We start from the raw sequence: 13,796 nt of genomic DNA, 5'->3' as shown, positions 1-13,796 counted from the left end.
ACGGGAATCGATACTATTGCGGCCATGGCGGTCCGCCGATGCGGCCGCTCCTAGAGGGGATGAGGCTCTTGTAGGAGCGGCCCATGGCCGCGATGAAGATGCGCCCAAGCCTCCTAGCCCGGACCCAACCACACCGTTAGAGCATGCAGCGGTAGGGTGGAAAACGGCGCAGCCTTTTCCACGCATGCTCGGGCTGCCCTACCCCGGCCCGAACCACTGCGTCAGCGCATGCAGCACCAGCCCCACCAGGCCGCCCACCAGGGTGCCGTTGATGCGGATGAATTGCAGGTCCTTGCCGACGCTCTGCTCCAGTTGCTGGACCAGTTCATCGGTATCCCAGGCGGCTACCCGCTCGGCGATATAGTCGCCGATGCGCTGGCGGTTGCGGTCGATGAAGGGCGGCGCCACCGCCATCAGCTGCTCGTTGATCCAGCGTCTCATGGCTTCGTCGCGACTGAGCGTCTCGCCCAGTTCGGCCAGTAGCCGGCCCAGGCGGCGGCGGATGCGCGAATCCGGCGCGGCGAGATCCGCCTGCAGCCAGTTCACCAGTTCGTCCCACAGTTCCTGCAGATAACCCGCCAGCGCCGGGTGCTCCAGCAGCCGGTCGCGCAACTGCTCACCGCGCAGGCGAACGGCCGGGTCCTCCTTGAGGCGCTCGATGAAGCCGACCAGATAGCCATCGAAATGCCGCCGCAACTCGTGCTCGCGGTCATGGCTGATCTCGCCGATCAGCCGCGACACCGCCTGCACCACCTTGATCGCCGACCAGCGTCCGACCCGCTCGTCCAGCCCCAGGTATTTGAGGGTGCGCAGTTCGCCGCCAATGGTGCGGGCGATCAGCGCCTGGGTGTCTTCGTCCTGCAGCAGGCGATCAATCTCCTGCAGCACCTCGTCGAGCACCGCCTGGTGGCGGCCGTCGGCGGTCAGCATGTCGAGCAGTTCGCCGGACAGCGCCGCCACGTCCAGGCGCTGCAGCCGCTCCACCGCCACCCGGCGGATGAAGGCCTGCACCCGCACCTCGCGCAGGGCCTCCAGGGAATAGCGGGCCACGCCGGTGGCCTGGCTGGCCACCGCAGCGGCGTTGTCCGGCTGACGCAACCAGCCGGCCAGACGCCCGGCGGCGTCCAGTTCCTCCAGCTTGGCCAGCACCTGGGGCGTGGCGAGGAAGTGCAGGCAGATGAAGTCCGACAGCTTGCGTCCGACCCCGGCCTTGTTGCGCGGGATGATGGCGGTGTGGGGAATCGGCAGGCCCAGCGGATGGCGGAACAGCGCGGTCACCGCGAACCAGTCGGCGATGGCGCCGACCATGGCCGCCTCGGCGAAGGCGGCGGCGTAGCCCCAGGCTGGATGGCGGGCCTCCAGGGCGGTGGCCAGGCAGTAGAGCGCCGCCGCCAGGAACAGCAGCAGCAGCGCGATGAGCTTCATGCGCCGGACCGGGGTGAGGCCGTCGCCGGAGAGTGTGGTCATGGAAAGGGGACAATCCTCGCGCGGGATGATCCCCGCATCCTACCCCAGACTAGAGTCTGACCCAGCGCTCCTCCTGCGCCGATTGCCGCGCGGCCTGGGCCAGGCGCTCCACCTCCCAGGCCTCCTGGAAGTCGACGCCGGTGTGATCGGGGTTGCCGCCCAGGGCTTCCAGCAGCGAGCGGACCTCCAGGGTCTTGAGTTCGTTGTAGCCGAGCTGGTGGCCGGGGGCCGGGCAGAAGGCGGCGTAGTCCGGCAGGTGCGGACCGGCCAGCAGGGTACGGAAGCCGGCCAGGCCCGGACGATCGCCGACCTGGTAGAGGCGCAGTTCGTTGAGGCGCTCCTGGTCGAAGCTGAGGGTGCCGCGGGTGCCGCAGACCTCGAAGGCCAGGCGATTCTTGCGCCCGTGCTTGAGCCAACTGGTGGTCAGGGTGCCGCGAGCGCCACTGGCGAAGCGCAGCAGCAGATGGGCTTGGTCGTCGATCTCCACCGTGCGGGTGCCGCCCTGGTGGGGCCGCTGGCCATGGGCGGTGTGCAGATCGGCGCAAAGCGCCGCCACCGGGCCGAGCAGAAAGCGCGCCAGCGACAGGATATGGCTGCCCAGATCGGCCAGGGCGCCGCCGGCCTGGCGGGTCTCGCAGCGCCAGGTGATGGGCCCCTGGGGATCGCCCATGAAGTCTTCGCTGAATTCGCCGCTAAAGCTGACGATCTCGCCCAGCTCGCCGCTCTGGATCAACTCGCGCGCCTGCTTGAGCATGGGATTCTGTAGGTAGTTGTAGCCGACCCGGTTGACCACCCCGGCCTGGCGCGCGGCGTCGCGCATCCGCGTGGCCTCCTCCAGGCTCACCGCCAGAGGCTTTTCGCAATAGACCGCCTTGCCGGCCGCCAGGGCGGCCAGGGCCATGGGCGCGTGCAACAGGTTGGGCGTGGTGATGGCCACCAGCTCGACCTGGGGATCGGCGATCAGGCGCTCCCAGTCGCAGCTGCGGACGAAACCCCAGGCGTCGGCGCAGCGGGCGGCGCGTTCCGGATCGGCGTCGGCCAGGGCCACCAGCCGCGGACGGACCGGCAAGCTGAAGCTGCTCGCCGCGTGATGGAAGGCCTGGGCGTGGGCATGACCCATGAAGCCGGTGCCGATCAGACCGATGCCGATGTCGCGCATGTCGTTCTCCGTCAGAGGTATGGAAAGACCCGGCCGGCCAAGCCAGTAGCCGACCGGGTAAAAGGAAGGGTGGGTGCAGGCTCGCCCTCACCCCGGCCCTCTCCCGGAGGGAGAGGGGGAAAAGCGGTCGGGTGTTGGCTCGGCTCCCACCCCGGCCCTCTCCCGGAGGGAGGGGGGAAAAGCGGTCGGGTGCAAGCGCAGCCCTCTCTCAGGGGAAAGGGGAAAGCGCCAGCCCTAGCGCTTGGCCTTGCGCTTGTTGCGGTACTGGTCGATGACCACGGCGACCACGATGATCAGGCCCTTGATGATGTCCTGGACGTAGGCGTCCACCCCGAGAAAGGTGAAGCCGCTGGCCATGGTGCCGAGGATCAGGGCGCCGATCACGGTGCCGGTGATGCGCCCTACCCCGCCCGCCAGGCTGGTGCCGCCGATCACCGCCGCGGCGATGGCGTCCAGTTCGTAGGACATGCCCATGCCGGCCTGGCCGGTGGCGGCGCGGGCCGAGGCCACGACCCCGGCCAGGCCCGCCAGCAGACCGGCGATGCTGTAGACGATGATCAGGTGCTTCTTGACGTTGATGCCGGAGATGCGCGCGGCCTGCATGTTGCCGCCGATGGCATAGGTGTACTTGCCGTACTTGGTGTAGCGCAGGGCGATATGGAAGATCACCGCCACCACCAGGAAGATGATCACCGGCATGGCCCCGGCGCCGATGGCGGTGTAGTTGTCGGACAACATGCTGATCGGCTGGCCTTCGGTGTAGTAGCGCGCCAGGCCGCGGGCCGAGACCATCATGCCGAGGGTGGCGATGAAGGGCGGGATGCCGGTGACGGCGATGATGCTGCCGTTGATGGCGCCGGCCAGCAGCCCCACCCCGAGGCCGGCCATGACCGGCACCCAGACCGGCAGGTCGGTCAGCGAGGGAAACACCGCGCGGCCGAAGTCCGAGGTCTGGGCCAGACTCGCCGCCACCATGGCCGACAGCGCCAGCACCGAGCCGGAGGAGAGGTCGATGCCGGTGGTGATGATCACCTGGGTCACGGCGATGGCCAGCAGGCCGATGATCGAGACCTGCAGGATCATCAGCACCAGGCGCTGGGAGTTCATCAGGAAACTCTGGTCGCGCAGCACCCAGCCGAAGGCCTCGAAGGCCAGGCCGATGCCCAGCAGCACCAGCAGGATGCCCAGTTCGGTGGGGATGCGGCGCCGCGGGCGCGCGGTGGGTAGCTCGGCGGTTTTCTTGTCCAGGAGGGCACTCATCTTGTTCTACCTCGTTATAGGCCGGAGGCGGCGGGCAGGCACCCGCCGCGCGTGACGCGCGCTAGTGCAGTACGGGATTGCCCGAGGCCAGGTGCATGACCCGCTCCTGGGTGGCTTCGCCGCGATCGAGAAAGCCGGTGACGGTGCCTTCGTGCATCACCATCACCCGGTCGCTCATGCCCAGGACCTCGGGCAGTTCGGAAGAAATCATGATCACCGCCAGGCCCTCGGCGGCCAGCTTGGCGATCAACCGGTAGATCTCGGCCTTGGCACCGACGTCGATGCCGCGGGTGGGCTCGTCGAGGATGAGGATGCGCGGGCGGGTCATCAGCCAGCGGGCGATCAGCGCCTTCTGCTGGTTGCCGCCGGAGAGGTTGGCGATGCACTGGTCCAGCGAGGGCGTCTTCACCCGCAATTGCTGGCGCATCTCCTCGCAGAGCTGATCGAGGCGCTGCTGCTGCACGAAGCCGCCGCTGGCGAAGCCGTTCAGCACCGCCACCTCCATGTTTTCCCCCACCGACAGGCAGGGAAAGATGCCGGTGTCCTTGCGGTCCTCGGTGAGCAGCGCCAGGCCTTTCTGGATGGCGAGGCAGGGATCGTTCATGCGCACCGGCTGGCCGTCGATGCGGATCTCGCCGGCGGTGGCCGGGGTCACCCCGAACAGCGTCTCGGCGACGTTGGTGCGCCCCGAGCCCATCAGCCCGGCGATGCCCAGCACCTCGCCGGCGCGCAGGTCGAAGGAGACGCCGGAAAACACCCCGTCCAGCCCCAGGTCGCGCACCGACAGCAGCACCTCGTCACGCGGCGCGGTGCGTTCCGGGAACAGCTGGGTCAGTTCGCGCCCCACCATCATGGCGATCAGGCCGTCGCCGTTCATGCTGTCGGCGCGCTGCAGGCCGATGTACTGGCCATCGCGGAACACCGCGACCTCGTCGGCGATCTGGAACACCTCGTCCATCTTGTGGGTGATGTAGACGATGCCCTTACCCTGGGCCTTGAGGTCGGCAATGATGGAAAACAGGTGCGCCACCTCGGTCTCGGTGATGGCCGAGGTGGGTTCGTCCATGATCAGCACGTCGCTGTCGTAGGACACCGCCTTGGCGATCTCCACCATCTGCCGCCCGGCGATGGACAGGCTGCCCACGCTGTCTTCCGGATCCAGGGCGATGCGCAGCCGGTCCAGCAGGGCCTGGGTCTGACGACGCATCTTGCCGTGGTCCACCAGGTGCAGGGCATTGAGCGGTTCGCGACCCAGCCAGATGTTCTCGGCGATGGTCATGAAGGGCATCAGGTTGAGTTCCTGGTGGATCATGGCGATCCCCGACTGCAGCGCCTGCAGCGGCGTCTCGAAGCGTACCGGCACGCCGCGCAGCCGCACCTCGCCGGCATCGGGCTGATAGATGCCGGCGATGATCTTCATCAGCGTCGACTTGCCCGCGCCGTTCTCGCCCATCAGCGCCAGCACGGTGCCGGGACGCACCCGCAGCTGCACGTGGGACAACGCCTTGACGCCGGGAAACTCCTTGGTGACGTCGACGATTTCCAGCAGGTATTCGCTGGGTGCGGCCGTGGCCGCAGGGGCGGGAGCTGTGGCAGGGGTGGCGGAACTGAGCATGATCACGATCTCCTCGCGGGCGCCGACCGGGCGGCGCGGGCCGCTGGTCAGTGAGGGGTGCGGGGCGCAGGGCTGGCCGTGACGGCATTCGCCAGGTGCGGGCAGGTGCCCGGCGGACAGGAGATCGGAGACCCATGCAGGGACAGGAAGCGGGATGGCATGACGGCACCTTTTATTCTTGTTGAAGGGCGCGCTCGCCGAGGCAAGCGTGCCGCTGTACGTCTTGGCTTGTTCTCGACTCTATTGGAAAATAAATTCCAGTCAATATATTTTTGGAATTTTTGGGTGATAACGATCACCGGTCTCCGGCCCGGCCGGCGCCGGGTGGAAAGACCCCGAATAGACGAAACGGGCAGACCGCTGCCGGACTGCCCGTTTCGTGTGGAAAACCGTGCTGGCGCGGCGCCCCGCCCTCCTTCCAGGGCGACGCTGGCGCCTCAGGTCATTTGGTCATGGCCTGGAATTCGGCGACGTTTTCCGGGGTGATCAGGCGGAAGGGAATCAGCACGTTCTGCTCGCCCGGGGTCTTGTTGATCATCTTGAGCGCCGCATCGAGGGCCCCTTCGGCCTGGCCCTTGGCGTCCTGGAACACCGAGACCGTCACCAGGCCCCGCTTGATGGCGGCGAGACCATCCGGCGTACCGTCGACGCCGGTGACCAGTACGTCCTTCTTGCCGGCCTGGCGCAGGGCCATGGCCGCGCCGATGGCCATCTCGTCGTTGTTGGCGAAGATGGCGTTGAGCTCCTTGCCGGCCAGCAGCCAGTTGCTGGTCAGGTCCATGGACTTGTCGCGCTGCCAGGCCGCGGTCTGCTCCTCGACGATCTTGATGTCCGGGTACTTGGCCAGGACTTCCTTCACCCCGGCGGTGCGGTTATGGGTGGAGTTGTTGGCCAGATCGCCCAGCAGGATGGCCACCTGGCCCTTGCCGCCGAGCTTGTCCGCCACGTACTGGGCCTGCAGGCGGCCGGCTTCCTTGTCGTCGGAGGTCACCGCCACCACGCCCGCCGGCAGCTTGGGATCGTCGGGGCGGCGGTTGATGTAGACGATGGGCACGCCGGCCTTGGTGGCGGCCTCGGTCAGGGTCCGGGTGGCGGCGGTGTCCACCGGATTGACGATGACCGCATCGACCTTCTGGCTGATGAAGCTCTGCACCTGGCTGAGCTGCTTGACCACGTCGTTGCGGGCGTCCTCGAATTGCAGTTGCACGCCGTCGGTCTTGGCCTTCTTGGTCATGTATTCGCGCACATAGGTGAGGTAGTTGTCGTCGAACGACGACATGGTCACCCCGACCTTGAGGTCCGCCAGGGCCGCGCTGCTGCCCAGCAGCAGCGACAGCGCCAGGGTGGCAAAGCGAGTTTTTTTCTGCATGGTTCAGGCTCCATTCGTGGGGTGACGATCAGCAAGGGGATCAGGCAGGCGCAACGGCCAGGCGCACCTCGGGCGCCACGCGGTCTTGAACCGGGCGGAGCCTGGGCGGACGCCGGACAGGTGGGGATCAGTGGGGGCGGTAGAACACCGCGGCGCCGGGCGAGGCGCAGAGCACGGCGCCGCTGCGCTCGTGGCAGAACAGCCGGCCCAGCAGGGCGAGCAGCCGGGAGGGACGCTGCACCTCGAGGCGGTGCACGGTAGAGAGAGCAAGACGGAAGGAATGCGTGGAGTGGTTCATGTGACGGCACCTATTATTGTTGTCGGGGCGCACGGCCCTGGTGACTCGTGTGTGCAACTGCTCTCGACTCTATTGGAAATTTAATTCCACAACAAGAGCAAAATAGAAATTTCATTCGACATTCGCGGACGACTGCCGCGCGCGGCCCTGGGCACCTGCCCGCGGCCGCTCCGCCGTCTCTGCGAGGCTCTCTACCGCAAGACTTTCGCCCGTTCGGGCACTCTGCCGCGCCGCCTCCAGGATCGCCTGGCAGGCCAGGGTTTCCCGCGGCGTGACCGGCAAGGGCGCGCCCTGGGTCAGGGCGGCCAGCCAGCTCTCGTAGAACAGGTCCCAGCGGCCCCGTTCGCTCGGCACCCGCGAGCGCTCCTCGCCCATGCTCAACCAGCCCCAGCGCTGATGCTCCTCGGCGCCCCAGCTGGCCTTTTCGCTGCGTGGGGTACGGCCCTGCCGTAAAGCCTCGGCCTGGCCGTCCAGGCCATCGACGCTATAGACGCCCCGCTCGCCGACTACCCGCAACCGCTGCGGACAGCGCTGCAAGCCGCTGCCCGAAAGGTGCGAGACCACCCCCGAGCGATGACGCAGGGACAGAAAGAATTCCCGCTCCCGCGCGGGATCGCCACGGGGGAACTGCGCCTCGGCATAGACCCGTTCGACCGGCCCGAACAGCAGCAGCGCCTGGTCCACCAGATGGCTGCCCAGTTCGAGGAGCAGGCCCGCCTCGGTGCCCAGGCCCGCCGCAGTCAGGTCCGTCAGTTGCAGGCGCGACTCGAAGAGGCGTACCCGGCCCAGGCGCTTCTCGCGCAGCAGGCGGGCCAGGGTAAGCAGATCCGAATCCCAGCGGCGCGGTTGATGGATGCAGAGCGGGACGCCGAGCCGTTCGGCCAGCGCCAGCAGCTCCTCGGCCTCTGCCAGGGTCCTCGCCAGCGGCGCCGCGCAGACCACCGGCAGGCCCCGCAGCAACGCCTCCCGCACCTGCGCCGCCCGTTCGCCGAGGGGCGTGGCGATCACCAGGCTGTCCACCCCGGCGGCGATCAGACCGGCCATGTCGGGATGGCAGGTGACGCCGGGATAGGCCCTGCTCAGCTCGGCGCAGGGCGCCGTGGAGCCGGTCACCACCCCCACCAGCTGGGCGCCCGGGGTGCTGGCGATCAGCGGCGCCTGCAGCAGGCGCCCGGGGCCGTCGTAGCCGACCAGTCCGATTCTCACGTGCGGAGCCTCCCCTGCAGGCAGCTCATCCCCGCGGGCGACCTAGTCGTAGAAGGCCGGCCGGCTGGGCAGGGTCACCGGCTCGATGGCGCCGCTGTCCTGGGCCTTGATGCAGGCGTCGGCGGTGACCGCGGCGATATAGCCGTCCCAGGACGATGGCCCAGTCAGCTGGCCAGCGGCGAGGTCGTCGATAAAGGCCTGCAGCTCCACGTCGTAGGCGGCGATGAATCTGTCCTTCCAATCCATCAGGATCTCGTTGGACAGCCGCGCCTCGCTGCGCAACTGCACCGAGGTCGGCTCCGGCAGGCGGGCGATGCCGCGCTCGCCGACGATCTCGCACTGGATGTCGTAGCCGTACTGGCAATTGACGAACACCTCGACGTCGATGCGCACGCCCTTGGCCGTTTCCAGCAGCACCACCTGGGGATCGCGCAGGTGCTCGCGCGCCGCCGGCGCCTTGCGCGGGAACACCACCTGGGCGGACACATAGTGATCGTCCAGCAGCCAGGCCAGCACGTTGATCTCGTGGATCAGGGTGTCGGTGATGGCCATGTCGGTGCTGTAGTGCTCGCTCACCGTGGGATTGCGGTGAGCGGCGTGGATCATCAGCGGCGCGCCGATGCGATCGGCGTCGACCACTGCCTTGAGCTGGCGATAACCGGCGTCGTAGGGCCGCATGAAACCCACCTGCACCAGTCGCTTGCCGTGGGCCTGCTCGGCTTCGACGATGCGCCGGCAGCCCTCGGCGGTGGTCGCCAGGGGCTTTTCGCAGAACACCGGCTTGCCGGCGGCGATGGCGGCCAGCACGTATTCCTCGTGGGTCGGGCCCCAGGAAGCGACCAGCACCGCCTGGACGTCCGCGGCGGCGATCAGCGCATGGCCGTCGGCATAGACCTCTGCGGTGATGCCCAGCTCCTGGACCACCCGGGCGGCCTGTTCGGCGTTGATGTCGGTCACCGCCACCACGCGACTGCCCAGCAGGGTGTGGCTCAGGCGGCGGATGTGTTCGCGGCCGATGGCGCCGGTCCCGATGACACCGATGTTCAAGGTCATGACTTCATTCTCCGATTTGGACTTGTTGTGGAGTGAGCGGCGCTCAGTACTGGCGGGCCTGGGCGGCTTTTTCCCTGAGCACCCGGGCGACGGCGGCGATCTTTTCGCTGGTGGAGACCTCCGCGCCGCCGACCCGCCACCAGGACAGGTAGCCGTGCAGCATGGTCTTGGGCAGCACCTTGATGTCGATCAGGGTGGAAACCGTTTGCCGCCGGGCATCGGTCAGGGCCGCTTCCAGCTCTTCCAGGGTGCGCACGCTGTAGGTCTTGCAGCCGTAGGCGGCGGCGCTCATGGCGAAGTCCACCGGCACGAAGTCGCCGTCGAGCCGGCCGGTCTCCGGATTGCGGTAGCGGAATTCGGTGCCGAAGCTGCCCATGCCATGGCCGACCTGCAGGTTGTTGATGCAACCGAAGGTCATGTTGTCGAGCAGCACCACGTTGATCTTGCGCCGCTCCTGGATGGAGGTGGCCAGCTCCGAGTGCAGCATCTGGTAGGAACCGTCGCCGACCAGCGCATAGACCTCGCGCTCGGGCTCGGCCAGCTTCACGCCGAGGGCGGCGTTGATCTCGTAGCCCATGCAGGAATAGCCGTATTCCAGGTGGTAGGTGTTGACGCCCTTGCTCTGCCAGGCGCGCTGCAGGTCACCCGGCAGGCTGCCGGCGGCGGCGACGATGATGGCGTCGTCGTCCAGCCGCTCGTTGAGGCGGCCGAGCACCTGGCTCTGGGTCAGGGACGAACCGGTCAGGCGGACGAATTCCTCCAGCACCGCGCGCGGCAGGTCGTCGTCGATCTCCGGTACGAAGTCGGCGCCGGTGTAGCCGACCGCATAGACCCGTTCCACCTCCTGGCGATAGCGCTCGCGCGCCTCTCCGACCTGACCGCCCCAGCCGGCGCGGTAGTCGGTAGCCCCTAGCGCCTCGGTCAGGGCCAGGAGGGCTTCGCGGGCATCGGCCACCACGGCCAGGCCGTCGAGCTTGCCGGCGTCGAAGGCGGCCACGTTGAGATTGAGGAATTCCACCTCGGGATGCTGGTAGAGCCATTTCGAGGAGGTGGTGAAATCGGTGTAGCGGGTGCCCACGCCAATGATCAGATCCGCTTCCAGGGCCAGCAGGTTGGCGGCCAGGCAGCCGGTCTCGCCGATGCCGCCGACATTGAGTTCGTGGCTGGAGACGACCGCGCTCTTGCCGGCCTGGGTCTCGGCGAAGGGAATCTCGAAGCGCTCGGCGAAGCGCTGCAGGGCCTCGGCGGCGCCGGAATACTTCACCCCACCGCCGCAGATCAGCAGCGGCTTGCGCTTGCGCTTGAGCAGTCCAACCGCCTCCTCGATGGCGGCAGCCACCGGCGGCCGGCGATCCAGGCGGTGCACCCGCTTGGCGAAGAAGTAGTCGGGATAGTCGTAGGCCTCGCCCTGCACATCCTGGGGCAGCGCCAGGGTCACGGCGCCGGTCTCGGCCGGATCGGTCAGCACGCGCATGGCGTTGATCGCCGCGCTCATCAGTTGCTCGGGGCGGTTGATGCGGTCCCAGTACTTGCTCACCGCGCGGAAGGCATCGTTGGTGCTGATCGACAGGTCGTGGAATTGCTCGATCTGCTGCAACACCGGATCGGGCTGGCGACTGGCATAGACGTCCCCCGGCAGCAGCAACAGCGGGATACGGTTGGCGGTGGCGGTGGCCGCGGCGGTCAGCATATTGGCCGCGCCCGGCCCCACCGAGGAGGTGCAGGCATAGATCTGCCGGCGCAGCTTCTGCTTGGCGAAACCGGTGGCGGCATGGGCCATGCCCTGCTCGTTGCGCCCCTGGTGCACCACCAGGTCGCCGGCGTCCTGCTCCAGCGCCTGGCCGAGGCCGAGCACATTGCCATGGCCGAAGATGGTGAAGACGCCGGCGACGAACCTGGTCTCGACGCCATCGACGCTGAGGTACTGGTTGTCGAGAAATTTAACCAGGGCTTGGGCCATGGTCAGACGTTGGGTGCTCATGGCTTCTCCCCGGTCACTTGGCGGTGGGCATGCTGAATTCGGCGCCCTTGGCGATGCTGTCGGGCCAGCGCTGCATCACGCTCTTGTAGCGGGTGTAGAAGCGCAGGCCTTCCTCGCCATAGGCGTGGTGATCGCCGAACAGCGATCTCTTCCAGCCGCCGAAGGAATGCCAGGCCATGGGCACCGGGATGGGCACGTTGATGCCGACCATGCCCACCTTGATGGTGCGGGCGAAGGCGCGGGCGATGCCGCCGTCGCTGGTGAAGCAGGAGACGCCGTTGCCGAATTCGTGGGCGTTGATCAGCGCCACCGCGCTGGAGAAGTCCGGTACCCGCACGATGCCCAGCACCGGGCCGAAGATCTCTTCCTTGTAGATGGTCATCTCCGGGGTCACGCCATCGAACAGGGTGGCGCCAACGAAGAAGCCGTTCTCGGCGCCGGGCACCTTGAAGTTGCGACCATCCACCAGCAGCCTGGCGCCCTCCTCCACCCCCTTGGTGATGTAGCCCTCGACCTTGGCCTTGTGCTGACCGGTCACCAGTGGGCCCATGTCGGCATCGGCTTCCACGCCGTTGCGTATCCGCAGGGCGTCGATGCGCGGCAGCAGTTTCTCGATCAGGGCATCGCCCACCTCGCCCACCGCCACGGCGATGGAGATGGCCATGCAGCGCTCGCCGGCCGAACCGAAACCGGCACCGATCAGGGCATCGGCGGCCTGGTCCAGGTCGGCGTCGGGCATCACGATCATGTGGTTCTTGGCGCCGCCGAGGGCCTGGACACGCTTGCCATGACGGGTACCTTCCTGGTGGATGTATTCGGCGATGGGCGTGGAGCCGACGAAGGAGATGGCCTCCACGTCCGGGTGCTGCAGGAGGGCGTCCACCGCCACCTTGTCACCCTGGACCACGTTGAACACGCCATCCGGCAGCCCCGCCTGCTTGAGCAGCTCAGCGAGCAACAGGCTGGCGGAAGGATCGCGTTCGGAAGGCTTGAGGATGAAGGTGTTGCCGGTGGCCAGCGCCATGGGAATCATCCACAGCGGCACCATCACCGGGAAATTGAAGGGGGTAATGCCGGCGCACACGCCCAGCGGCTGGCGCAGATTCCAGTTGTCGATGCCGCCGCCGATGTTGTCGCTGTAGCTGGTCTTGGCCAGGTGCGGCGCGGCGCAGGCGAATTCCACCACCTCGATGCCGCGGGTTACCTCGCCCATGGCGTCGGACAGCACCTTGCCGTGCTCGCGGGTGATCAGCGCCGCCAGTTCCTTGTGGTGCTGGTCGAGCAGCTCCTTGAAGCGGAACAGGATGCGCGCCCGCCGCAGCGCCGATTGCTCGGACCATTCGGGAAAGGCCGCCTTGGCCGCGGCGACGGCCTGGTCCACGGTCTGCACCGTGGCTTGGGCGACCCGCGCCTGGACCACGCCCTCGGCCGGGTTGAAGACGTCGCTGAAGCGCTCGGCCTGGGTCGAGACCGCGCCGTTGATGTAGTGCCCGATGACAGGGGTGTCGCTCATGTTCTGGCTCCTGGTGTCCTGAGGGTCGCCGCTGCGGCGCGTGCGAAAGGGATTAGCGCGTCAGCAGCCACTCGTGCTGCGGATCGTTGTGGAACTTCCAGACGCGCCGGGGACCGGCCATCACGTTGAGGTAATAGGACTCGTAGCCATAGGGCACGCTGACCGGGTGATAGCCGCGCGGCACCAGCACCACGTCGTGGTCCTCCACCGCCATGGCCTGGTCCAGGTCGCGCTCGTCGGTGTAGACGCGCTGGAAGACGAAGCCCTGTCCCGGATCGATGCGGTGGTAGTAGGACTCCTCCAGCAGACTCTCCGCCGGCAGGTTGTCGCGGTCGTGGCGATGGGGCGGATAGCTGGAGGAATGCCCGGACGGAGTGCGCACCTCCACCACCAGCAGCGAATGGGCGGCCGCCGTGTCCGGCAGGATGTCGCAGACATAACGGGTATTGGCGCCCTTGCCGCGGGTGGATCGCTGCATGCTCGCCGGCTCGATCAGCCGCGGCGGCAGCCGGTCTGCCACCACCGGATTGCCCGGCGAGGTGCAGACGGCGATTTCGGCGATGCTGTCGGCGGTCACCCGCGCCTCGCTACCGGGCGGCAGGTAGGCGGCATAGGGCGAGACGTCCTCGAAGACGCTCTGGCGCCCGGCCAGCCCGCGCCAGGCGAAGTCGCCCAGTTGCGGATGCCCGCCTTCGATACTGGCGCCGCCGCTGAGCAGCACGATGCAGACCTCCAGGTCACCCGCCAGCACCGGCAGGGACTTGCCCGCTTGCAAGCGATGGGCGGCGAAGCCGACATAGTCCAGGGCACCGGCCGGGACACTGACGATGTCGCGGGCGCTCCGGTCGGCTTTGACGAGCAGATTCATCACAGGT

The 13,796-nt window shown here is 67.7% G+C and carries 11 protein-coding genes; all 11 read right to left on the bottom strand.

All coding sequences use genetic code 11. The features are described 5' to 3' along the window. Window positions 1–198: 198 nt before the first annotated feature. Window positions 199–1,467, bottom strand: a complete 1,269-nt coding sequence (locus QKY98_RS17900; protein WP_284671348.1) for a DUF445 domain-containing protein — start codon at window positions 1,465–1,467, stop codon at window positions 199–201. Between the two features lie 49 nt (window positions 1,468–1,516). Further along, window positions 1,517–2,626, bottom strand: coding sequence for a Gfo/Idh/MocA family protein (locus QKY98_RS17895; RefSeq protein ID WP_284671347.1), 1,110 nt, complete (start codon window positions 2,624–2,626; stop codon window positions 1,517–1,519). A gap of 234 nt (window positions 2,627–2,860) precedes the next feature. Next, window positions 2,861–3,886, bottom strand: coding sequence for an ABC transporter permease (locus tag QKY98_RS17890; protein ID WP_007161522.1), 1,026 nt, complete (start codon window positions 3,884–3,886; stop codon window positions 2,861–2,863). Window positions 3,887–3,947: 61 nt separating this feature from the next. Beyond that, a complete protein-coding gene (locus QKY98_RS17885) occupies window positions 3,948–5,501 on the bottom strand; it encodes a sugar ABC transporter ATP-binding protein (protein WP_027602842.1) in 1,554 nt (517 codons plus the stop codon). A 442-nt stretch (window positions 5,502–5,943) separates the two neighbouring features. Next, window positions 5,944–6,870 (bottom strand): sugar ABC transporter substrate-binding protein, encoded by a 927-nt coding sequence (locus QKY98_RS17880; RefSeq protein WP_027599141.1) that lies wholly within the window; start codon window positions 6,868–6,870, stop codon window positions 5,944–5,946. A 127-nt stretch (window positions 6,871–6,997) separates the two neighbouring features. Next, complete coding sequence (locus QKY98_RS17875; protein WP_155951353.1) at window positions 6,998–7,168, bottom strand: hypothetical protein; 171 nt, start codon at window positions 7,166–7,168, stop codon at window positions 6,998–7,000. A gap of 111 nt (window positions 7,169–7,279) precedes the next feature. Further along, window positions 7,280–8,374 carry a Gfo/Idh/MocA family protein gene (locus tag QKY98_RS17870; RefSeq protein ID WP_284671346.1) on the bottom strand — a complete coding sequence of 365 codons (1,095 nt, stop codon included), beginning with the start codon at window positions 8,372–8,374 and terminating at the stop codon, window positions 7,280–7,282. Window positions 8,375–8,416: 42 nt separating this feature from the next. Continuing rightward, the gene (iolG, locus tag QKY98_RS17865) at window positions 8,417–9,427 is read right to left on the bottom strand and encodes a bifunctional inositol 2-dehydrogenase/D-chiro-inositol 1-dehydrogenase (RefSeq protein WP_058791981.1); all 1,011 of its coding nucleotides are present in this window, start codon (window positions 9,425–9,427) and stop codon (window positions 8,417–8,419) included. 43 nt (window positions 9,428–9,470) lie between these two features. After that, complete coding sequence (iolD, locus tag QKY98_RS17860; protein ID WP_284671345.1) at window positions 9,471–11,408, bottom strand: 3D-(3,5/4)-trihydroxycyclohexane-1,2-dione acylhydrolase (decyclizing); 1,938 nt, start codon at window positions 11,406–11,408, stop codon at window positions 9,471–9,473. Between the two features lie 13 nt (window positions 11,409–11,421). Continuing rightward, window positions 11,422–12,921 (bottom strand): CoA-acylating methylmalonate-semialdehyde dehydrogenase, encoded by a 1,500-nt coding sequence (locus QKY98_RS17855; protein ID WP_284671344.1) that lies wholly within the window; start codon window positions 12,919–12,921, stop codon window positions 11,422–11,424. 52 nt (window positions 12,922–12,973) lie between these two features. Continuing rightward, window positions 12,974–13,789: a 5-deoxy-glucuronate isomerase gene (gene iolB, locus QKY98_RS17850; RefSeq protein ID WP_284671343.1), complete on the bottom strand. Its 816-nt coding sequence runs from the start codon at window positions 13,787–13,789 to the stop codon at window positions 12,974–12,976. Between the last annotated feature and the right edge of the window lie 7 nt (window positions 13,790–13,796).

Source organism: Pseudomonas sp. HR1 (assembly GCF_030175875.1).
Taxonomy (GTDB): Bacteria; Pseudomonadota; Gammaproteobacteria; order Pseudomonadales; family Pseudomonadaceae; genus Chryseomonas; species Chryseomonas oryzihabitans.
The sequence above is the reverse complement of the archived record's forward strand: the minus strand, read 5'-3'. Positions and strand labels throughout refer to the sequence as shown.